This is a genomic window from Kribbella sp. CA-294648 (genome assembly GCF_050943845.1).
Lineage (GTDB): Bacteria > Actinomycetota > Actinomycetes > Propionibacteriales > Kribbellaceae > Kribbella.
In genome coordinates this window covers 7,013,175-7,033,731 of the sequence record NZ_CP191981.1, presented here as the reverse complement: position 1 = coordinate 7,033,731, position 20,557 = coordinate 7,013,175, and the positions used below count along the sequence as shown (strand labels likewise).

General features: G+C 66.7%; 24 protein-coding genes. 9 read left to right on the top strand and 15 right to left on the bottom strand.

Features of this window, described 5'->3' with window-relative positions; genetic code table 11:
* Positions 1–86 precede the first annotated feature (86 nt).
* Positions 87–1,121, bottom strand: coding sequence for a class II fructose-bisphosphatase (gene glpX / locus ACQPYM_RS33315; RefSeq protein ID WP_433008440.1), 1,035 nt, complete (start codon positions 1,119–1,121; stop codon positions 87–89).
* A 62-nt stretch (positions 1,122–1,183) separates the two neighbouring features.
* Here glpX and ACQPYM_RS33310 point away from each other — a divergent pair, with 62 nt between their 5' ends.
* Positions 1,184–1,801 (top strand): DUF4245 domain-containing protein, encoded by a 618-nt coding sequence (locus tag ACQPYM_RS33310; RefSeq protein WP_433008439.1) that lies wholly within the window; start codon positions 1,184–1,186, stop codon positions 1,799–1,801.
* 116 nt (positions 1,802–1,917) lie between these two features.
* Positions 1,918–2,592 carry a nucleotidyltransferase family protein gene (locus tag ACQPYM_RS33305; protein WP_433008437.1) on the top strand — a complete coding sequence of 225 codons (675 nt, stop codon included), beginning with the start codon at positions 1,918–1,920 and terminating at the stop codon, positions 2,590–2,592.
* 13 nt (positions 2,593–2,605) lie between these two features.
* Here ACQPYM_RS33305 and ACQPYM_RS33300 read toward each other — a convergent pair whose 3' ends face one another.
* Positions 2,606–2,926, bottom strand: coding sequence for a DMT family transporter (locus ACQPYM_RS33300; protein WP_433008435.1), 321 nt, complete (start codon positions 2,924–2,926; stop codon positions 2,606–2,608).
* Complete coding sequence (locus ACQPYM_RS33295; protein ID WP_433008433.1) at positions 2,926–3,525, bottom strand: flavodoxin family protein; 600 nt, start codon at positions 3,523–3,525, stop codon at positions 2,926–2,928. The genes ACQPYM_RS33300 and ACQPYM_RS33295 overlap by 1 nt, the downstream gene beginning before the upstream one ends.
* Positions 3,526–3,567: 42 nt before the next feature.
* Here ACQPYM_RS33295 and ACQPYM_RS33290 point away from each other — a divergent pair, with 42 nt between their 5' ends.
* On the top strand, positions 3,568–4,194 hold the full coding sequence (locus tag ACQPYM_RS33290) for a TetR/AcrR family transcriptional regulator (RefSeq protein WP_433008431.1): 627 nt from the start codon (positions 3,568–3,570) through the stop codon (positions 4,192–4,194).
* Between the two features lie 16 nt (positions 4,195–4,210).
* Here the strand turns inward: ACQPYM_RS33290 and ACQPYM_RS33285 are convergent, their stop codons facing one another.
* The 3 genes from ACQPYM_RS33285 to ACQPYM_RS33275 all read right to left on the bottom strand — a co-directional run bounded on the left by ACQPYM_RS33285 (position 4,211) and on the right by ACQPYM_RS33275 (position 6,397).
* Positions 4,211–4,441 (bottom strand): exodeoxyribonuclease VII small subunit, encoded by a 231-nt coding sequence (locus tag ACQPYM_RS33285; RefSeq protein WP_433008429.1) that lies wholly within the window; start codon positions 4,439–4,441, stop codon positions 4,211–4,213.
* Positions 4,438–5,652, bottom strand: a complete 1,215-nt coding sequence (xseA, locus tag ACQPYM_RS33280; RefSeq protein WP_433008427.1) for an exodeoxyribonuclease VII large subunit — start codon at positions 5,650–5,652, stop codon at positions 4,438–4,440. The genes ACQPYM_RS33285 and xseA overlap by 4 nt, the downstream gene beginning before the upstream one ends.
* A 490-nt stretch (positions 5,653–6,142) precedes the next feature.
* The gene (locus ACQPYM_RS33275) at positions 6,143–6,397 is read right to left on the bottom strand and encodes a hypothetical protein (RefSeq protein ID WP_433008425.1); all 255 of its coding nucleotides are present in this window, start codon (positions 6,395–6,397) and stop codon (positions 6,143–6,145) included.
* A 32-nt stretch (positions 6,398–6,429) separates the two neighbouring features.
* Here ACQPYM_RS33275 and ACQPYM_RS33270 point away from each other — a divergent pair, with 32 nt between their 5' ends.
* Positions 6,430–7,461, top strand: a complete 1,032-nt coding sequence (locus ACQPYM_RS33270) for a 4-hydroxy-3-methylbut-2-enyl diphosphate reductase (protein WP_433008423.1) — start codon at positions 6,430–6,432, stop codon at positions 7,459–7,461.
* Positions 7,462–7,464: 3 nt separating this feature from the next.
* Here the strand turns inward: ACQPYM_RS33270 and ACQPYM_RS33265 are convergent, their stop codons facing one another.
* The 3 genes from ACQPYM_RS33265 to ACQPYM_RS33255 all read right to left on the bottom strand — a co-directional run bounded on the left by ACQPYM_RS33265 (position 7,465) and on the right by ACQPYM_RS33255 (position 8,890).
* Positions 7,465–8,172 carry a hypothetical protein gene (locus tag ACQPYM_RS33265; RefSeq protein ID WP_433008421.1) on the bottom strand — a complete coding sequence of 236 codons (708 nt, stop codon included), beginning with the start codon at positions 8,170–8,172 and terminating at the stop codon, positions 7,465–7,467.
* 44 nt (positions 8,173–8,216) lie between these two features.
* Complete coding sequence (locus tag ACQPYM_RS33260; RefSeq protein ID WP_433008419.1) at positions 8,217–8,423, bottom strand: sigma factor; 207 nt, start codon at positions 8,421–8,423, stop codon at positions 8,217–8,219.
* A gap of 68 nt (positions 8,424–8,491) precedes the next feature.
* Positions 8,492–8,890, bottom strand: a complete 399-nt coding sequence (locus ACQPYM_RS33255; protein WP_433008417.1) for a winged helix-turn-helix transcriptional regulator — start codon at positions 8,888–8,890, stop codon at positions 8,492–8,494.
* A gap of 85 nt (positions 8,891–8,975) precedes the next feature.
* On the opposite strand from ACQPYM_RS33255, the gene ACQPYM_RS33250 reads away from it, so the two are divergent.
* Positions 8,976–9,584, top strand: a complete 609-nt coding sequence (locus ACQPYM_RS33250; protein ID WP_433008415.1) for an NAD(P)-dependent oxidoreductase — start codon at positions 8,976–8,978, stop codon at positions 9,582–9,584.
* A gap of 188 nt (positions 9,585–9,772) precedes the next feature.
* On the opposite strand, the gene ACQPYM_RS33245 is transcribed toward ACQPYM_RS33250, so the two are convergent.
* From ACQPYM_RS33245 to ACQPYM_RS33235, 3 genes are all read right to left on the bottom strand, one after another.
* The gene (locus tag ACQPYM_RS33245; protein WP_433008413.1) at positions 9,773–10,219 is read right to left on the bottom strand and encodes an SRPBCC domain-containing protein; all 447 of its coding nucleotides are present in this window, start codon (positions 10,217–10,219) and stop codon (positions 9,773–9,775) included.
* Positions 10,216–10,605, bottom strand: coding sequence for an ArsR/SmtB family transcription factor (locus ACQPYM_RS33240; RefSeq protein ID WP_433008411.1), 390 nt, complete (start codon positions 10,603–10,605; stop codon positions 10,216–10,218). The genes ACQPYM_RS33245 and ACQPYM_RS33240 overlap by 4 nt, the downstream gene beginning before the upstream one ends.
* Before the next feature lie 110 nt (positions 10,606–10,715).
* On the bottom strand, positions 10,716–11,906 hold the full coding sequence (locus ACQPYM_RS33235) for a glycoside hydrolase family 64 protein (RefSeq protein WP_433008409.1): 1,191 nt from the start codon (positions 11,904–11,906) through the stop codon (positions 10,716–10,718).
* Between the two features lie 224 nt (positions 11,907–12,130).
* On the opposite strand from ACQPYM_RS33235, the gene ACQPYM_RS33230 reads away from it, so the two are divergent.
* Positions 12,131–13,213, top strand: coding sequence for a mandelate racemase/muconate lactonizing enzyme family protein (locus tag ACQPYM_RS33230; RefSeq protein WP_433008407.1), 1,083 nt, complete (start codon positions 12,131–12,133; stop codon positions 13,211–13,213).
* Between the two features lie 6 nt (positions 13,214–13,219).
* On the opposite strand, the gene ACQPYM_RS33225 is transcribed toward ACQPYM_RS33230, so the two are convergent.
* Genes ACQPYM_RS33225 through ACQPYM_RS33215 form a run of 3 tightly spaced genes read right to left on the bottom strand, consistent with a single transcriptional unit; the run spans position 13,220 to position 16,766 of the window.
* Positions 13,220–14,467, bottom strand: coding sequence for a DNA recombination protein RmuC (locus ACQPYM_RS33225; protein ID WP_433008405.1), 1,248 nt, complete (start codon positions 14,465–14,467; stop codon positions 13,220–13,222).
* A gap of 46 nt (positions 14,468–14,513) precedes the next feature.
* Complete coding sequence (locus ACQPYM_RS33220) at positions 14,514–15,938, bottom strand: MFS transporter (RefSeq protein ID WP_433008403.1); 1,425 nt, start codon at positions 15,936–15,938, stop codon at positions 14,514–14,516.
* Positions 15,939–15,983: 45 nt separating this feature from the next.
* On the bottom strand, positions 15,984–16,766 hold the full coding sequence (locus ACQPYM_RS33215) for a polysaccharide deacetylase family protein (RefSeq protein WP_433008401.1): 783 nt from the start codon (positions 16,764–16,766) through the stop codon (positions 15,984–15,986).
* A gap of 234 nt (positions 16,767–17,000) precedes the next feature.
* On the opposite strand from ACQPYM_RS33215, the gene ychF reads away from it, so the two are divergent.
* The 3 genes from ychF to ACQPYM_RS33200 all read left to right on the top strand — a co-directional run bounded on the left by ychF (position 17,001) and on the right by ACQPYM_RS33200 (position 20,126).
* A complete protein-coding gene (gene ychF, locus ACQPYM_RS33210; RefSeq protein WP_433008399.1) occupies positions 17,001–18,098 on the top strand; it encodes a redox-regulated ATPase YchF in 1,098 nt (365 codons plus the stop codon).
* A 108-nt stretch (positions 18,099–18,206) separates the two neighbouring features.
* Positions 18,207–19,019 (top strand): hypothetical protein, encoded by an 813-nt coding sequence (locus tag ACQPYM_RS33205; RefSeq protein ID WP_433008397.1) that lies wholly within the window; start codon positions 18,207–18,209, stop codon positions 19,017–19,019.
* A gap of 126 nt (positions 19,020–19,145) precedes the next feature.
* Positions 19,146–20,126 (top strand): hypothetical protein, encoded by a 981-nt coding sequence (locus ACQPYM_RS33200; protein WP_433008395.1) that lies wholly within the window; start codon positions 19,146–19,148, stop codon positions 20,124–20,126.
* Positions 20,127–20,557 lie beyond the last annotated feature (431 nt).

The window sequence follows — 20,557 nt, the reverse complement described above, 5'->3', positions numbered from 1 at the left end:
GGAGCGAAGCGACGGAGCGACGAGGGAAGACCGGGAGGTTAGCCCCATGACCGCGCCGAGCCGGAGGCGAGGCCAAAAGCAGAGCCTCATCGGGCGTGCTCGAAGTCGATTGCGGAGTAGGCGCGGAGCTTCGCCAGCTGGTGTTCGCTTTCGATGCTGCGGATGGTGCCGCTGCGGGAGCGCATCACCAGTGAGTGGGTGCGCGCGATCGAGCTGCGGTATCGCACGCCGCGGAGCAGCTCGCCGTCGGTGATGCCGGTCGCGACGAAGAAGCAGTCGTCGCCGCTGACCAGGTCGTCGGTCGACAGCACCCGGTCGAGGTCGTGGCCGGCGTCGATCGCCTTCTGCCGCTCGTCGTCGTCCTTCGGCCAGAGCCGGCCCTGGATCATCCCGCCCATGCACTTCATCGCGCAGGCCGCGATGATGCCCTCCGGCGTACCGCCGATGCCGACCAGCATGTCCAGACCGGTGTCGGGCCGGGCCGCCTCGACCGCACCCGCGACATCGCCGTCGCTGATGAACTTGATCCGCGCACCGGTCGCCCGGATCTGCGCCGCCAGGTCGTCGTGCCGCGGACGGTCGAGCAGTACGACGGTGACGTCGTCGACCGAGGAGCCCTTCGCCTTCGCGACCCTCCGGATGTTCTCCGCGACCGGCAGCCGGATGTCCACCACGTCAGCGGCCTCCGGGCCGACGACGAGCTTCTCCATGTAGAACACCGCGGACGGGTCGTACATCGTGTGGCGCGGCGCCACCGCCATCACGGCGATGCCGTTGGCCATCCCCTTGGCGACCAGCGTCGTCCCGTCGACCGGGTCGACCGCCACGTCGCACTCCGGGCCGTCGCCGGAACCGACCTGCTCGCCGTTGTAGAGCATCGGGGCGTTGTCCTTCTCGCCCTCGCCGATCACCACCACGCCGTTCATCCCGACGGTGCCGATCAGGGTCCGCATCGCGTTCACGGCCGCGCCGTCGGCGCCGTTCTTGTCGCCCCGGCCGACCCACCGTCCGGCCGCCATCGCGGCTGCCTCGGTGACCCGGACGAGTTCCAGGGCGAGGTTGCGGTCGGGCGCGTGCTCGTCGACCTCGAGATGGGCAGGGGGAGTGGACGGGTCGCTCATGCCACGGATCGTAGCCAACGACCGGTGTCCGGCCGTGAGCGGTCTCGGGGGACACTGGTGCCATGAGCTCGACAGGTGAGGAGCAGACGGCGGCGCAGACACGGGCCCAGGCGGAGCGCGCACAGGTGCGTGCCGAGGCCGAGGCCTACCGTGCGCAGAACAAGATCGACCGGGCCAAGGCGCGGACGCTGACCAACATGGTCTGGGCCCTGCTGGCCTGCTTCATCGTGGTCGCGTTCCTGATGCTCGTCACCTGGCGGCCCAAGGAGGAGCGGGTCCGCGCGGTCGACTACACGCCTCAACTGGCCGAAGCCCGCAAGGTCGCCCCCTGGGTTCGCGGGCCCGAGCCGATGCCGGCCGGCTGGACCGCGACCAGCGCGACATTCCGGGCGCCGCAGCAAAGCCCGATCACCTGGCACCTGGGAATTGTCACCGACCAGAAGAAATACGTCGGGCTGGAGCAGTCGAACGTGACCAGCAATGGATTCCAGACCGACAAACTCGGCAAAACCGAGGACGACGGTACGGCGACCGTGGCGGGCGTGGTCTGGCAGCGCAAAACCCTGCTGGAGCGAAAGAATGAGCATGCGCTTGTTCTGATCGGCTCCGGGGTCACCACGATCGTCACCGGAAATGCGGGTTATCCCGTACTGGAAACGTTTGCCGCTACTTTGCGCTGAATTCCGGAACCTATTCAGCCGTTGACACACCGGGCCGGACGCGGTTCTATCGTCGGGTCGGCATCGACGGAGGAGTTCCGATGTTTCGCATCGACCGGTCCAGGGGTTGATGCCGCGTGTTCGTCACCGGACTGGTCCTGGCCGCCGACGGGTCCCCGCGCCTCGGCGTACCGAAGCAATTGCTGGCCTATCAGGGCGGCACGTTGCTGGAGGCGTCCCTGGAGACCGCGCGCGAATGCGGCTTCGACCAGTTGATCGTGACGCTCGGGACGGCGTCGGAGCAGGTTCGCGAACGGGTCGATCTGGACGGCGCGCGGGTGATCGAGTCGCCGCATGCCGACACCGGGAGCTCCTCGATCGTGCCGGCGCTGGACGCGGTCGATCGGCGTACCGACGGCATTGTGGTGATGCTCGGTGACCAGCCGGGAGTGACATCGGCCACTGTCTGGTCGCTGGTCGCAGAGGTGGCCGGGCCGTCGACACCGATCGGCGTGAGCCGCTACGACAACGGCCGCGGCAACCCGTGCTGGTTCGGGCGGGAGCTGTTCGGCGAGCTGCGGCAGCTGCGCAATGACCAGGACATCTGGGCGGTGATCGCCGCCAGCCGCCACCCGGTCACCGATGTAGATGCCGTAGGCAACATTCCGCTCCGGGTCGAGAGCTGGGACGACTACCAGTCGCTGGTCGCCCAGCCCCACACCCGCGGCCTCGACCCGCCGATCGTCCCGCCGGCCGCCCTCCCCACCCGGGGCCGCATCACCCGCCGCCCCCACCACCGCCGCCGCGTCTGACTCTGTACGCCGTCTACTCGCTTCCGGTGAGGCGAAGGCCGATGACGCCGATCAGGATCAGGGCTATACAAGCCAGGCGGGGAAAGCTGAGTTGTTCGCCGAAGAGGAGTACGCCGAGGGTGACGACTCCGAGCGAGCCCAGCCCGGTCCAGACGGCGTACGCCGTGCCGACCGGGAGGCGGTCGAGCGTCTTGGACAGCAGCACCACCGAGATCACCCCGAAGACGAGAACGCCGGCCGTCGGCCAGAAGCGGCTGAACCCGTCGCTCGGTTTGAGGCTCAGTGCGAACGCGATCTCGAACACGGCCGCGGCGATCAGCACCAGCCAGGCCATCAGGCCGCCAACGAGCCACGCTGGTGGCGCAGCGTGACGTTCGCGACCCGGGCGCCGAGGGCGGCGGCGGTGCGCAGGTCGGTCTCCGGCGGCGCTTTCTCCGCGGACAGGTCGGCATCCGACTGCGCCATCGCGCCCAGCCAGCTGCCGAGCCGGTTGAGGTCCTCGATGCTTGCGGTCGAATCGGCCCAGCCGGGGTAGAGGTCGAGACCGACCCAGATCATCCCGTGCTGGGCGGCGAACACGGCCATGTCGACCAGGCTGTTCAGCTTGTCGCCCGACATCGCCTTGGAGTTGGTGAAACCGGCGGCGATCTTGTCCCGCCAGGCCAGATCGGCGGCCCAGACCTTCACGCTGGCCTCGGCGAACGCCTTGAACACCGCGCTCGGGCTGCCCATGTAGGTCGGCGCGCCGAAGATGATCGCGTCGGCGGCGGTCAGCCGCTCCCACACGTCATCGGTCAGTTCGTCCAGCGGTACCAGCTCGGCGACGGCTCCCGGTACTGCGGACGCGCCCGCCGCGACGGCCTCGGCCTGCCTCGCGGTGTGCCCGTAGCCCGAGTGGAAGGCGATCGCGATCCGGACGGATGGGTTGCTCATGGTGCTTCCTCCAACGGTCGTGTGCGGACTACAGTCCGTCTTATGAACGACAGTACCGGACCGCAGTCCGTTTCTCCAACGACTCTGCCACTTCTGGGTGAACCACGCCCAGAGCGCGCGGACGCACGCCGAAACCGGCTGAAGGTGCTGGAGGCGGCGGAGCGGCTCTTCGCGGAGCAAGGCGTGAAGAATGTGTCGCTGGACGCGATCGCGGCCGAGGCAGGCGTAGGGAAGGGCACCGTCTTCCGCCGCTTCGGCGATCGGGCCGGCCTCGCCGTCGCGCTGCTGGATGAGCGCGAGGTGGAGCTGCAGACGAAAATCCTGTCCGGCCCGCCACCCCTCGGCCCGGGAGCACCCGCGATCGACCGGGTGAACGCCTTCCTGACGGCGTACTGCGAACTGCTGGACCGCCACGTCGAACTGTTCGTCGACAGCGAAAACGCGTCAGACGGCGCCCGCTACCGCATCGGCTCATACCGCCTGTGGCACCGCCACATCGCGATGCTCGTCGAAGAGGCCCGCCCAGACCTGGACGCCGACTACACCGCCCACTTCATCCTGGCCCCGCTGGCAGCCGACCTCCACCAGGCCCTCCGCGCCGAAGGCTTCACCCTCCCGCGCATGCAATCAGCCCTCATCACAGCCACCACAGCCCTGCTCACTTCCTGAAACCCAGGAAGCAGGATCAGTTCGACTTGTCCTCGTGGCTGGCTTGCGCTTCGGCTAGGCGTTGGCGGGCGCCGTCGAGCCATTGCTGGCAGGTGGTGGCGAGTTGTTCGCCGCGCTCCCACAGCGCCAGGGATTCCTCGAGGGTGGTGCCGCCGGCTTCGAGTTTGCGGACTACCTCGACGAGTTCCTCACGGGCTTGTTCGTACGAGATCTCCGGGCGGGCCGCCGGTTCGGCGCTCTTGCTCACGTGCTCTCCTTCACCTGTACGTCGAAACGGCCGTCGCTGACCCGTGCGTTCAGCACATCACCCGCTGCCACCTGAGCCACCTCGCGCACCGCTGTCCCGTCGTCCAGTTGCAGCACGGAGTACCCGCGCTCGAGGGTGGCCTTGGGGGACAGCGCCCGGACGCTCGCCAGCCGGTGCGCGAGATCGTCACTCGCGCGATCCAGCCGGTGGGTCAGGGTGCGGCGGCTGCGGTCGAGCAGTGCGGCGACCTCGTCGGACCGCCGTTGCAGATCTGTTGTCGGAGCGGCCAGCGACGGCCGGCTGCGGATCGCGGCCAGCGCATGCGCCTCGCGCTCCAGCCAGCCGCGGATCGCCCGCGACCCCCGCTCACGCAGCAGCCGTACGCCGTCGAGCTCCTCCCGCACGTCCGGCACGATCCGCTTGGCCGCGTCGGTCGGGGTCGAGGCGCGCAGGTCGGCGACCAGGTCGAGCAGGGGCGAGTCGGGCTCGTGGCCGATCGCGCTGACGATCGGCGTACTGGCCTGGGAGACGGCGCGGATCAGGCCCTCGTCGGAGAACGGCAGCAGGTCTTCGAGCGAACCGCCGCCGCGGGCGATCACGATCACCTCGACGGACTCGTCGCTGTCGAGCCGGCGGAGCGCGGTCATCACCTCACCGGCCGCGGCCGGGCCCTGGACCGACGCGTACTCGACGCGGAACGCGACCGCCGGCCAGCGGCGTTTGGCGTTCTCCAGGACGTCGCGCTCCGCGGCGGAGTCGCGGCCGCAGATCAGCCCGATGGTGTGCGGCAGGAACGGCAGCTTCTTCTTGCGGTACGACTCGAACAGCCCCTCGGCGGCGAGTAGTTGCTTCAGCCGCTCGATCCGGGCCAGCAACTCACCGATGCCGACGTGCCGGATCTCGCTGACCGCGAGCGCGAGCGTGCCGCGCTTGGCGAAGAAGTTGGCCTTGGCGTTCACCACGACCCGGGCGCCGTCGGTCACCGGTGGATCCACCGCGTCGAAGATCCGCCGGTTGCAGGTGAAGCGCAGCGAGATGTCCGCGTCGGTGTCGCGCAGGGTGCCGAAGACGGTGGTCATGCCCCGCCCTGCCGAGACGTCCGTCAGCTGCCCCTCGACCCACACGGCGCCGAGCTGGTTGATCCAGCCGGCAATGCCGTTCGCAATCGTGCGAACGGCCGCGGGTGCGTCCGGCGAGGTTTCCAATGCCACCCGGCGACTCTACGACCCCGCACCGACAACCCCCGCCGGCGCCACCAGGTTGCGTGTCATGGCAGCCCGCCCGTACCTCCTCCTGGACGTTGACGGCCCGCTCAATCCGTACCGCGCGAAGACGATCCCACCCGGCTACCAGCTCGAAGACGCCGCACGTGGCCCGCTGGGTGGGCGGTCGGCCGTTCCTCTGGATCGACGACGAGATCAACCGCCACGACCGGTTCTACCTGGAGTCGACCGAGGGAATCGGACCATTTCGCCTACATCGCGTCGAGGCCAACCGCGGACTGACACCGGCGGACTTCGTCGCGATCAGAGCCTGGGGCGAAGGCAACCGGTCACAACCTTCTCGATGAGTTCGTCGATTTGCGGTGGACCATCAGGTCTACCGCAGCGGAGTGGCTGTCCTGACCTACGAACCCCGCTAATTCCTTTGCGTCAAAGGCAGCAAGGACGCATTCTTGTGGGGAAGGTACACCTCCTGGAATCAGTCGCCCGGATAGGGCGGGCGACTGATTTCGCTTGCTGTCAGCAACAAAGTCGACCGGTCGGCTGACGCGTACTCAGCCGATCGGTTGAGCTGCGACAAGAGCTGGTTGGTCAATGCGCGAGGCCCGGCCGCAAGGTTCCGCTCACCGGCCGTCGGCGTCAGCGACCGGGGCGCCGTGTGGCCGAAGCGTTTCATCGCGGTCTGCTCACGCTCGGTGACAGCTGACCCGTCGCAGGCCGTGATGTCCGCCACGGCCGGTGGGGTGTCCGGCTACGCCCCGTACGATGGGAGCCGTGACTGCCCAGCCTAAGACCACCGCTACTTCGACCGCCGTGAGAACCAAGCGGGTTCTGCTCGCGGCACCGCGGGGATACTGCGCCGGCGTGGACCGGGCCGTGGTGGCGGTCGAGAAGGCGCTCGACCTGTACGGGCCGCCGGTCTACGTGCGCAAGGAGATCGTGCACAACAAGCACGTCGTCTCCACGCTGCAGGCGCGCGGGGCGATCTTCGTCGACGAGACCGACGAGGTGCCCGAGGGCGAGACGGTGATCTTCTCCGCGCACGGCGTGGCGCCGGTGGTGCACCAGGAGGCGGCCGCGCGGCAGCTGAAGACGATCGACGCGACCTGCCCGCTGGTCACCAAGGTGCACCACGAGGCGAAGCGGTTCGCCGCCGTCGACTACGACATCCTGCTGATCGGTCACGACGGGCACGAGGAAGTCATCGGCACCAGCGGTGAGGCTCCCGACCACGTGCACCTGGTCGACGGCCCGGGCGACGTACCGAACGTGGTCGTCCGTGACCCGGAGAAGGTGGTCTGGCTGTCCCAGACGACCCTCTCGGTGGACGAGACGATGGAGACCGTACGCCGCCTGCGCGAGCGGTTCCCGCAGCTGCAGGACCCGCCGAGCGACGACATCTGCTACGCCACCCAGAACCGGCAGACCGCGGTGAAGAAGATGGCGCCGGACGTCGACCTGATGATCGTGGTCGGCTCGCGCAACTCGTCCAACTCGGTCCGGCTGGTCGAGGTCGCCCTCGAGCACGGCACGAAGGCGGGCTACCTGGTCGACTACGCGGCGGAGATCGACGAGGCCTGGCTGGAGGGCGTCGACTCGGTCGGTGTCACCAGCGGCGCCAGCGTGCCCGAGCTGCTGGTGCGCGACGTGCTCAGCTGGCTCGCCGAGCGCGGTTACGCCGACGTCCAGGAGGTCACCACTGCGGAGGAGAGCCTGGTTTTCTCTCTCCCCCGCGAGCTGCGCGCCGACCTCAAGGCGGCGGGCATGCCGACCACCGGTACTTCGGACCACGCCTGAGGGTCAGCGGATGACGATCTTGGCGGACTTGGTCGCCCGGAGCGTCTTACCGTTCGCGCCGCAGTACATGACCGTGTAGCTGAAGGTGTACGTGCCGGCCTTCTGGTAGACGTGCGGACCGTCCATGAGGGTGTAGGTCTCCTGTGAGGTGACCCGCTTCTTGGCGCCGGTACAGGTGACCGAGCCGCCGTCGGAACCGCTCTGCTCACCGTCGCCGTAGGTGTAGTCGGTGCCCAGTGTGCGGTTCAGGAAGCTGGTGCCGGCCGGTAGTTCGGTGCCGGCCGTGGTGTCCCCTTCGATGCCGAGCGGTGAGATCACCGTGCCCTTGAGCGTCACCTCCATCAGCAGGGACCGGCCGGTCACCGTCGGCGTGAGCGTCACGGCGACGCCGATCGCCGGCGGAACAGGCGGCGGGGTTGTGGTCGGAGATCTGGTCACGGTGACGGTGATGCCACCAGTTGGCGGCAGGTCCACGATCGAGCTCCCGCCGCCCGGCTTACCGGAGACCGGTGGGCTGGTGTTGATCTCGGTGAGGCTGTTGCCCGCCACAGTGATCGCAACCACTGCCGCGGCTGCCAGTACGGCGACACCCGCGGTACGACGGCGGCGTACGGTGCGGACCTTCGCGAACACCGCTTCACTCGGTACTGCGCTGGGCGGTGGCGGATCCGCGACCAGTTGCTGGAACCTGTCCTTCAGCTCTTCGGGCATGGGTCAGCCCTCCTTCCGGGCCGCGGCGCTGGCGGCCGGAGCGATCAGGGGATCATCACCGTGCGGGTGTAGGACTCCAGCGCGTTGGGACTGCGCAGGGTCTTGCGGTGGAACCACACCTTGGTCAGCGAGGTCTGGACGAGATCCTCGGCCAGATGCCATTCACCGGTCAGCAGGTAGCCGAACCGTTGCAGTGCGGTGAAACGTCCGTCGACGAACGCGGCGAACTCGGCGTCCAGCCCTGGATCCATCAGATGCCCCCTCAGGTGACTCGGTCAGCAGTGTGATGACCGGGCCGGGGCAAAAGGTTGACGTGTGATCAGGCGGAGTCGAGGTCGTAACTGTTCTGTGCGGCCGAGATGGCCGGCATGTGCTCCTCGGCCCAGTCGCTGACGGCCTGGATCGGGCCGATCAGGGACTCGCCCATCGGAGTCAGCGTGTAGACGACCCGCGGCGGTACTTCGGCGAAGATCTCGCGGCTCACCAGCCCGTCGCGCTGGAGCCGGCGCAGGGTCTGGGTGAGCACCTTGGGCGCGACCTTGCCGATGCCGTCGCGGAGCTCGGTGAAGCGCATCGGGCCGCTGCTCAGCAGCAGGACGGCGAGCACGGTCCACTTGTCGCCGATCCGGTCCAGGACCAGGCGAGTCGGGCAGTCGGGGTCGAACACGTCGCCCCGGGTGAACAGCCTGGCGGCCAGGTCCTCTCCATTGGTAACCACCAGGTACTTATAGCACGTTGAAGTAGCCAGTTACCAATGGTTACTGTCGGCGCTGTTGTGTCGGTCAACGAGAGGAGAGCTGTTCATGAAGATCGCGATCTACGGTGCGAGCGGGATGGTCGGGAGCCGGATTGCCGCCGAGGCGGTCAGCCGTGGGCATGAGGTCGTGGGCATCACGCGGTCGGGTGGCGAGCAGCCGGCCGGCGTACGGGCGGTGGTCGGCAGTGCGAACGACGAGGCGTCGGTGAAGGAGATCGCGTCGTCGGTCGACGTGCTGGTGTCGGCGATCGGACCGAGCCGGACCGGTGGAGACCCGCAGGAGTTCGTGAACGCGATCGACACGCTGATCGCCGCGGCTGGTGGAACCCGCCTGGTCGTCGTCGGTGGCGCCGGAAGCTTGGTTGCCGATGGCAAGCGGTTGGTGGACTCGCCCGAGTTCCCGGAGATCTACAAGTCGGAGGCGCTGGTCGTCGCCGGCGTGCTCGACACGTTGCGCGCGACCCCTGCTGGTGTCGAGTGGACAATGCTGTCGCCGGCTCAGGTCATCCAGCCGGGCGAGCGCACCGGCAGCTTCCGCCTCGGCCTCGACGAGCCGGTCGGCACCGAGATCTCGGCCGAGGACTACGCCATCGCCCTCGTCAACGAACTCGAAACCCCCGCCCACTCCCGCCAGCGCTTCACGGTCGGCTACTGAGAAGCCCCCGTGGGCCCGCCACCCGCTCGGGTGGCGGGGTAATCGCGTGCCAAACGACAGGATGTGCCGCTCGAACTTGTAGAGCGGTTACGCCTGAGTCTTGCAGGCGAGACGGCGTATACGGGGTGCACTACCTGTCGGTCGGGACACAAGTCGCCCACCGGGGCGCTCCGTGGACCGGTCGGGCCTCAGGCTGGTTGGCTGGTGTAGTCCAGGTAGCGGTCGAGGGTGTAGACCCAGCCGGTGTCGTAGGCGGTGCGGGCTTCCTCGCCGTCGGGGCGGCGTTCCCAGCCGGTGTGGATCAATTCGACCTCGGTTCCGTCGTCGAGTGGGATGAAGCTGACCTTGATGCTGCCGGCCTGCTTCGGGTCGGTGCCTGGATGCCAGGTGAAGGACAGGCTCTTGGGCGGGTCCCAGTCCGAGATCGTGCCCCAGTAACCGAGCGGGCCGTCTTCGCCGTACTCGACGATGCGGCCGCCGACCGCGCCCTCGAGTTTGACGTCGGTCGCCTTGGCATGGCCGACTGAGTGCGTGGCGAGCGGCCACCAGGCGCCGATCTCGGCGGTGAACAACTCGAAGGCGCGCTCCGGGCCGACCGGCACGACCAGCCGTTTGATCAATGGCGCGATGCTCATCTCTGGTCCTCCTGAGTCGCTTCGCCGGTGCCCTTGCCGGCGCCCTTCTCGGTGCCCGCATGGGCGGTGACCGTTTCGGCACGCTCGACGTGCTCGGCGAAGGCGTCCAGCGCGTCGCCCCAGAACTGGTCGAGCCAGTCCCGTACTTCGTCCAGACCGCCGCGGTCGATCCGGTAGATGTTCCGGGTGCCCCGCGTCTCGTGGTCGACCAGTCCGGCCCGGCCGAGCACCTTCAGGTGCTGGGAGATCGCCGGTCGGCTGACCGGGACGCGTTCGGCGAGCCCGGCCACCGAGCTCGGTCCGCCCCGGCGCAGGATCTCCAGGATCGTGCGCCGGGTCGGATCACCGAGGGCGTCCAGAACGGCGCCCGCTTGGTAAGTACCCACGAACGGTAAGTTGCCACTTACCATCGCAGCTGTCCAGACCGTGGCAGAACCCCGGACCCCGCGCGGGCGGATGCGCGGGACCCGGGGTGGCCGGCGTACCGGAGTACTGGTCAGCTGAAGGGGTCGAGGGTGATGTAGGCCTGTTGCGGGTTGCCGTCGTGGACGAGCGACTCGTGGTGGCCGACGTCGTCGAAGGCGAAGCCGTAGGCCTTGCCGTCGACCATCTGGGCGTGGATCTTGCGCGAGTAGTGGTTGGTCACGTTGTCGAGGTAGAAGCCGGAGTTGTTCGCGTCGGGCTGGTTCGGGTTGGTCAGCAGCGTGGAGCGGTTGAACCCGGCGCACAGCGTGCGGGAGATCGGCCCGCGAACCAGGTCGTTCGGAGCGTCGAGCAGGCCCGCGCAGCCGAAGATGCTGGCCGAGTTGGGCTTCTGGAACGAGGTGACGACCGCGCCGGAGCTGTTGGTGAAGTTCATGACGTTGCCCGAGACGCGCCCGAAGTACTTGATGTTCGGCTGGTCGCCGAACGGCGTCACGGTGAGCGTCTGCGAGCTGTACTTCGACCAGACCCGGTTGACGTAGTCATCCATGATCGAGGCCGGCAACGCGCCCGTCTCCACCCCGTACGTCGGGGCGAGGGCGCGCAGGATGGACCCGTTGGGTGCTGTCTGGATCAGGTTCGCCCAGCCGCCGGGCTGGCCGCGGAGGGCGTTGAAGAAGTTGTTGTAGCCACCGGGCTTGAGATGGCCGGTGTTCTTGGTGCTGCCGTTCGCGAGCTGGACGCCGACGGCGTACGGGGCCGAGAACATGTCGACCTGGGTGCTGTTGATCCACAGGCCGGAGTCGTTCAGCGTGTACTCGGTCCAGTTGAAGAGGATGTTGCGGTTGGGGTCGCTCGGGTTCTGAACAGCCGGCTGCACCAGGCCGCCGGTGGTCAGTTTGAAGACGAGCTTCTGGCCGTAGGAGAAGTACACCCGGCCGGAGAACTTCGGCATCCGGATCGTGATCGACTGGCCGTTGGCGGGTCCGGCGATCGACGCGTCGGGTGCCGGGGTGGGCGGGTTGCCGCCGGCGGGCCACGCGTGGAAGGTGCCGTTGGCATCGGCCCAGCCCTGCTGGCCGGTCTGCAGATTGGTGCCGAGGTTGTAGATGTAGACGGGGTCGGCCCGGCCGGACTTGTTGGAGATCTTCAGCGGGATGGTCGACGGCACGGCTTCGGCCGGGATCGTGACCGTTGCCACCAGTCCGGCGGCGACGGTACTCGCGGCGGCGAGAACCGCCAGCAACTTTGTTGTGATGCGCACAGCTCCTCCTCAGGTTTGTCCCAGGTGAGAAGGCGTCATCCGGCGAGGGACGGTGGATCGCCGAATGAGTGAGAGCGCTCTCATACTTGAGTTGCCCTTCCCGCCTTGTCAACCTCCGGCAGGTGGCGGCTTTCCGACGCTTGATATGCCGACCTGGCCTTGATCGGCCTGACAAGTGCCGGCCGACGGGTTTCCGGCCGCGCGGGACGGTCAATGCTCGGGACATGAGCCTTGGGCAACATTTTGTTCGGAGCGTCCAGCTGTCGAGTGTCCGGACGCGGTATCCACGCGTCGTCGGGCGGAACGCGCGGCTCGGCAGCCATGGGAGCGGGGGAGAGGACGAGATCGTTGTCCTGCGCACCGATACCGGCAAGGTCGGGTGGGGGCTTGTTGCCGGTCCGGTCCCAGACGTGGTGGGGCGGTCGGTGGAGGAGTTGATCGATCCCGCGTCGGGGGTGCGGGACGAGTCGCTGCGCGGGCTGGACTTCGCACTGCATGACCTGGTGGGGCAGATCGAGGATCTGCCGGTGTATGCGCTGCTCGGCGGGCGAGGCCGTACGACGGTGCCGGCGTACGACGGGGCGATCTACTTCGCCGATCTCGATCCGGATGAGGAGCCGGGTGGGCCGGCCGCAGTACTGGCTGACTGTGCTGCCGATGATGCGGCCGGGTATCGGGCGTTCAAGCTGAAGATCGGCCGGGGCAACCGGTGGATGGAACGCGCGGCCGGTGACGCGCGGGACATCGAGGTGACGCGGGCCGTTCGGGCGGCCTATCCCGAGCATCGTCTGCTGGTGGACGCCAACGACGGGTATGACTGCGACGGCTTCATCGAGTATCTGCGGGCGGTCGATGACTGCGATCTCTACTGGGTCGAGGAGCCGTTCCTCGACGATCCGGACGATCTCGCTCGGCTGCGCGGCTATCTCCGGGAGACCGGATCGGCGACGCTGATCGCCGAGGGCGAGAGCAACCCGGACTTGACGTTGCTGCTGGAGATCGCGGGCCGTGGAGACCTCGACGTCCTGCTGATGGATGTGGTCTCGTTCGGCCTGACCAGCTGGCGCTCGGTGATGCCGACCCTCGGACGGCTCCGCGTCCGGGCATCACCCCACGCCTGGGGCCTCCCACTCAAGACCCTGTACGCCGCCCAACTCGCCGCCGGCCTGGGCTGTGTCGACACCATCGAGGGCGTCCCCGGCGAGACGCTCGGGGTGGACACCACCGCCTACCGCTGGCAAGACGGCAACCTCACCGTCCCAGACCGCCCCGGCTTCGGTCTCCCCCTCGATGTGCTGTCAGATTGACGTGCCTCAGCCGGCCTCGGTGTCGAAGCCGGGGAGTGGCGGTGGCTCTCGGCGGGTTTTGTCGACGGTGGGGCCGGGGAGCCAGCGGTGGGTGTCGGCGGAGTCTTCGACGGCCAGGAACTCGGGTGCGGTGAGCGGGCGCGTCGAGGCCTCTATCGACTCCATCGCGGTGAGCTCGGCTTCGGTGACGTGAAGGTCGCGGAGTTTGCGGGCGGAGGTAAAGACACGGCGTTCGAACGAGCCGACGGTGCTGTTGTAGGCGTCGACAGCTGAGGTGAGGGAGCGGCCGACCCGGCTGAGGTGTTCGCCCATCGTGCTGAGGCGTTCGTAGAGTTCGCGGCCGAGCTCGAAGACCTGCTGGGCCGACTCGGTCAAGGCCGACTGGTTCCACGCGTACGCCGCTGCGCGCAGTGTCGCGATCAGGGTCGTCGGCGTCGCCAGGATGACGCGGCGTTCGGCGGCGTACTCGAGCAGGCTCGGCTCCACGTCGAGCGCCGCGGACAGGAACGACTCCCCGGGCACGAAGAGGATGACGAACTCCGGTGTCGAGGGCAGCCTCGACCAGTACGCCTTGGCGGAGAGCTGGTCGACGTGCGTGCGCAGGTGGCGCGCATGCGCCCGCAACCGCTCTTCGCGGAAGTCCGCATCGTCGCTCTCGGCCGCCTCCAGGAACGCGGCCAGCGGCACCTTCGAGTCGACCACCAGATTCTTGCCCTCGGCAAGTCTCACCACCATGTCGGGACGCAGCATCCCGTCGACGGACGTGGTCGTCGTCTGCTCGGTGAAGTCGCAGTGCGCGACCATCCCGGCCAGCTCGACCGTACGCCGAAGGTGCAGCTCACCCCACCGCCCGCGCACCTGCGGTTTTCGCAACGCGGTCGACAGCGACGCGGTCTCGCGCCGCAACGCCTCACCACTCATCCGTACTTCGTTCACCTGCTGGTGCAACTGGCTCTGCCAGGCGGCACGCCCCTTCTCCAACTGGTTGAGCTGGGCATGCAATCGGTCGAGCGACTCCTTGACGACCGCCTGGCCCGACATCTGCTGCCCGACCGTGGTCCGCTCCTGCGTCAGCTCCACCACCCGGTCTTCCGCCGCGTCGCGCTCGGCCGTGATCCGGGCGAGCTCGGCACCGTCGCGCCCCCGCGACCAGAGCACGCCGAAGACCCAGCCGAGCCCGAGCCCGACCAGCAAAAACACGAGGAGCAGCAGAACCGCAGTACCGGTCATGTCACCGACAGTTGCAGACGGCACCGACAATTTCTCGCCGACAAGCCCGGCGGCCTCGAACTGCCCGTTTCTAGAGCACGAGTTCCGGCTTCTCCCCGGCCTCGCGGACGGCGCGGGAGCGGGTGATGCGCCACGCCGGGAAGGTGCCGAGCAGGGCCGCCGCGGCGAAGACCCAGAGCAGCAAGTGGGCCGAGTCGAGCACGGAAGGCTCACCGAGCTTGACCAGTACTCCGGCCAGCGCGGCGCTGAAGGCGCTTGCCATCAGGAAGACCGTGTTGATGCCTGCCGAAGCCTTGGCTGCCTCCTCCTCGTCCGCGACGCTGCTGAACGCGGCGACAGCGAGGTGCGGGAACGCGATGCCGATCCCGGCGCCGGCCGCGAACAGAGTGACGAACCACAGAGTCACCACCACCGCGGGCGGGGTGTGCTGTTGCAGAGCGGCGTACGCAGCCAGGCCGATCGCCAGCAAAGCGGGACCGCCGACGAGCAATCGCCGTACGACGCCCGGCTGGTTGGCGCTCGCGCTGACCGTCTGGCTCAGCGACCAACCCAGTGACAGAGCGGCGCCGAGGAAGCCGGCCAGCAACGGCGACAATCCGCCCAGCTCCTGACCGAACAGCGGGATGAACGCCTCGGTACCGATGCCGAAGGCAAGAACACCGACGGTGAGGTAGACCCACTTCAGCGCAGTGCCGCGCGCGAAGGTGACCCGGGGAAGAACCGCTGCCTTGGCGGTGCGCTCATGCGCAACGAACGCGGCACCCAATCCGAGCCCGACGATCAGCGCCAGACCGGTTGCCACACCCGCGGGCACGATGCTCGCGATGCTGACCATCGCAACAGCAGCAGTCAACAAGACCAGCGATACAGCCGGTACTGCGGAGCTGGACGCCGAACGCTCGGTCCGCGGGATCACGCGCACGACGACGACCATCAGTACTGCGGCAAGCGCGACCAGGATGCCGAAGGCCGGCCGCCATACCCCGACCTCGCCGAAGGCACCACCTGCGGCCGGGCCGACCAGGTTGCCGACTCCCCACATCGCCGAGACGAGCGCCGCTCCCTTGGCCCACAACCGCTCAGGCAGCGCTCGCTGCAGGAGTGCGTAACCGAGACCGGCAAGGAGACCTCCGCCGAGCCCTTGCACGGCCCGGCCGGCCAGGAAGACGCCGATGCCCGGGCTGGCGGCCGCGAGCAGTGAGCCTGCGCCGAACAACCCGAACGCCAGCAGATAGGCGAACAGCGAGCCACGGGTGGTGAGGATCCGGCTGACCAGCATCGAACTGATCACCGAGGCGACCAGGAAGGCGGTCATCGTCCAGGCGTAGAAGCCGGCGCCGCCGATGTCGCCGACGATCGTCGGCAGCAGGCTGGTGGTGAGGTAGACGTTGCTGGCTTCCATCAGTACCCCGCCGGCCAGCACCACCGCCACGGGGGCATAGGTGCGGCCGAGCAGTTCACGCCAGGTACCGGTCTGTGTCGTCGTCTTCGCCATGTGGCCGACCGTAAAACTTCAAGGGCGCTTTAGTTCAAGGGTGAGTTAGCACTCCATCGCGGGGAAGGTGTAACCCTGGGCCTTCAGGATGCGCAGCGCCTTGTCGAGGGCCGCGACGGTTTGGCTGCGGTCGCCGCCGCCGTCGTGCATGAGGACGATGTTGCGGCGATGGGCGTTCGTCAGGATGTTGTTGACGATGGCCTGGGTTCCCGGCCGGGCCCAGTCGCGAGGGTCGACGTCCCAGAGCACCTCGACCATGCCGGCCGCCTTGATGTCGGCGCGGACCTTCGGGTTCGACGCGCCGTACGGCGGACGGAAGCACTTCGACCGCGGGCCGTCGAAGATCTCGTGGTGGCGTTTGGCCGCGGAGATCGCGGTCAGTTGCGCATGTGAGATCGAGTGACTGCCGATTGTGTTGCCTGCGGCAAGGATCTGTTCGCGTAGGCCGGGGTGGGCCGACTGCATGGTGCCCAGTTGGAAGAAGGTCGCGTGGGCGCCGTATTTCGCCAGCACCTGCAGGATCTTCGGTGTCCAGACCGGATCGGGGCCGTCGTCGAAACTGAAGAAGATGACCTTCTTGTTGCCCGCCGCCGCGGCCGCGGTCGGGTTGCCGGCCGGGACGCCCGGCGTACCGGAGCCCGGCTTGCCTGTGGTCGGGGTCGACGTCGGCGGAGTGGGTGGCGGCTGCGGGGATGGCGAGGTGTGCGGTTTGGACGAGACGGCCGGCTTGGGCGGTGTGGTGTGGCCCAACGCCAGGGCGATGAGTGAACCGACGACCAGCGCGGCCGCGACCCCGGTGGCAATGAAGGCGGCAAGCTTGCGGGACATGATGCTCCCTTGCGGATCAGGCGGATGTTCCCCAGAAACGCTCCCCCTCAAGGAGCTTTCACAAGAGGAGACGCCCTGCCTGTCGCGGTGGTTGGCGCAGCCGTGTTGCGACCACATCTCAGTGACCTTGCGGTGCAGGCCGGCGTACCGGCGTACCGATGGCCACGGTGTGTGATCGGGTGGCGGCACCGACTATTTAGGTCGGCCGGGCCGGGCCGCGTAGTCTTGTCGCCCGTGGCACTCTCCATCGGAATCGTCGGGCTCCCCAATGCGGGCAAGTCCACGCTCTTCAACGCGCTGACCAAGAACAACGTGCTCGCGGCGAACTACCCGTTCGCCACGATCGAGCCCAACGTCGGGGTGGTCGGCGTACCCGACGCCCGGCTGGGCAAGCTCGCCGAACTGTTCGGCTCGGCCAAGCAGCTGCCGGCCACCGTGCAGTTCGTCGACATCGCCGGCATCGTCCGCGGCGCGTCGGAGGGGGAGGGGCTGGGCAACAAGTTCCTCAGCCACATCCGCGAGTCGGACGCGATCTGCCAGGTCACCCGGGTGTTCCGCGACGACGACGTCACCCACGTCGACGGCAAGGTCTCGCCCGCCGACGACATCTCCACGATCCAGACCGAGCTGATCCTGGCCGACCTGCAGACCGTCGAGAAGGCGATCCCGCGGCTGGAGAAGGAGTCGCGCCTGAAGAAGGAGAGCGTCGCCGTTTTGGAGGCGGTCCGCGTCGCGCAGAAGCACCTCGAGGCCGGTACGCCGATCATCGCCACCGACGTCGACCGGGACGCGATCCGCGAACTCATGCTGATGACGGCCAAGCCGTACCTGTTCGTCTTCAACTGCGACGCCGACGAACTGGCCGACGAGTCGCTCAAGCAGCAGATGCGCGACCTGGTCGCGCCGGCCGAGGCGATCTTCCTGGACGCCAAGTTCGAGGCCGAACTGGTCGAACTCGGCGACGAGGACGAAGCCCGCGAGATGCTCGCCGAAATGGGCGTCGAGGAGCCGGGTCTCGACGTACTGGCCCGCGTAGGCTTCGAAACCCTGGGCCTCCAGACCTACCTCACGGCAGGCCCCAAGGAATCCCGCGCCTGGACCATCAAAAAGGGCGCCACCGCCCCCGAAGCCGCCGGCGTCATCCACACCGACTTCCAGCGCGGCTTCATCAAGGCCGAAATAGTCTCCTTCAACGACCTGATGGAAGCCGGCTCCATGGCAGCAGCCAAAGCAGCCGGCAAGGTCCGCATGGAAGGCAAGGACTACATCATGTCCGACGGCGACGTAGTCGAGTTCCGCTTCAGTCCAACGTCTGGCGCGAAGAAAGCCTGATCGTGGCGCGGGTGGTCGATCCGCGATGGGCCAGGGAGGTTCGATTCAGTCCTACGCCTGGCTTAGTCAAGAGGCAGGAGGGTGGGCAAGTGACCGGCGTGGGCTGTGATGCGTGAAGACCCGGACGCGTCGGAGCGTCCTGGAGAAGACGACGGAGAGTTGGCGACCAGTCAGCGTGTGGTCTGTACGGCGGTTGCGCTGGTGACGGGGGCCGGCGGAGGCGTGGGAGTGTTCGTTGACGGTGCGAGTAGCGCCGGTGTCCCCGTACTGCTAGGTATCGGCGCATTATTCGGCTATATCGCTATCTCGGGTCAGCGACTGACCCGTCTGAAGCTTGGCGACAATGAAGCGGCATTCGGCCGTTCGTTCAAACGAATCTTGAAGGATCCGGATATCTCGGATTATGCCAAGGCGGAAGTTGCTGAGCATCTGGACGAAGACGATCTTCCGCTTCCAAAGAGCGTCAAGGATGTAGTTCATGCGGTGCTCGAAGATCGTCGCCAGTCGATGGCTTATGAGCGAGACGTCAGCTCTGCGCTTATGCGAACAGTTGGTTCTGATCGTAGGATCGAGCTTGACGGCACTGAATTCGCAGACGGCGGTGTCGTCTTCACTGGCCCTGAGAGCGGGGTTATCGGGATCGCAGTAAAATGGTTTGAGCAGCCGGTTGACGACGTGGAGTTCTTTCGCGCCGTCAGACCGCTGGGCAGGATTTCTCAGTTCGGAATTCTTGTGACGAACCAATCCTGCGGGGAGAGTGCATTCAACTTCGATGTGCACGGGCGATCGGCTGAATGGACTATTGTCACTTGGCGAAATCCGGCTGATGACGCCGAGTTGTGGCGGGCCTACGGCCGTGTTGTCAATGACGCTTCGGACGAATCCCTGCGGCGTAATATGCAAGATGGGAATTCTGCGTAGTCGAGTTCCGCTTCAGCCCAACATTGGGTCCGGCAAGTAGGAATCTCCTGCAGGTGGTGTCGATCTCCTGGCGCGGGTGTCGTAGCGAGAGGGACGGCCGGTCTATTAACAGCGAGGTGGAGTTCCATGAACGTGGATCGGTGGATAGGGCTTGCGGGTCTGCTAGCTAGCATCGTTGGTATCCCGCTTGCAGTAGTTCTCGCGCGGCGTGGTCGGCAGCGACCAAAACTCCGTACGGCCGAAGATTTTGACATCCTCATGAGTCCTGAGCAGGGGATCGCGCGCGAGGCACTAAGTATCGCCTACAAGGACAGGAGCATCGAGCGAGTCAGTCGCACCAATATCGCCATTTGGAATGAGAAGGGCGGCGATACCATAAACGGGACCGACACACTCACTCATGACCCGCTCCGGATTCAAGTCGAAGGCGATGATGACGCGATCTTGCAAGTCCAGCTTCTCGCCGTCAGTCGTGAGCAATGCCAGATTGCGCCAGAATTGGATCCTGATGATCCAACCAAGGTGCTGTTAAAGTTTGACTTTCTTGACGCCGGTGACGGCGCTGTATTCGAGGTGCTGCATGTGGGCGATCAGGCGGCGACGGTTACAGGGACTATCCGGGGCGCGACCCTTTCAGGTAAAACAAAGACGGTTCTCACGCCACCGTCTCTCAATGTCATTGCGGTGCGACCCATCTTCAAGCGCGTGTGGCATCTGCTAAGAGGTAACGATGTGCACCCTGGGTCCAGTCGCTTCCGGCCAATTTTCGCCTTGGCCTTCATTCTTTCAACTGTAGTGGCATCGGCTGTAGTTGTCGTTTTGTTGGCTCTCATGCAATTCAAGAATCCGGAACTCGTCGACATCTCTCAGTTTGACGTGACATCAACATCGGGTCAGGCTGAGTTGGCTGAGGAGATAAGAAAAGGAAACACCCTGCCGAGGGAGCGGGTGCTTAGTCTATTGTTCATATTCCCTGTAGGTCTCTTTGTTTATACGGCACGTCAGACTTGGAGAGATCAGTTCGGTTCCCCGATCCCTTCCTCAATTGTAGCTAGGCGGCTTTATGGACCGGTTGAAGGGGAGAATCAGATTTCTTCTCCTGACTGAGGCGCTCGTCGCGCAGAGGCGACAAATCGAATTGCGATTGTGCAACGAATTCCGCTTCGGTCCAATCTGGCAGCAGCAAGTAATCTGACATGCAGCAGGGGGTGGCTCTCCGACTAGAGAGCCCACCCCCTGCTGCATGAGGGAAGCGAGCTGACCTTGCTTGGCTTAATCGGCCGCCACTCGCCTTCGAAGCTGGGTACCCGGCACGGGCCGTCGCTTCAAGTTGTACTGGAAGGCTCGCCGCTCATCCCCACCCGGCACGACCTCCGTAAGGTACGCGCTCGATGGATGAACCGGGATGATCTGCGCGACGGTTGCTAGAAGTCCGTACCTCCCATGCCGTGGGGCGTGCACGGGCGGTCCCTCTCCGCTTCGTGACCAGGCGGTGACCGTCTGACACATGGCCTTGCGCCTGGATCTCTCCACTAGGT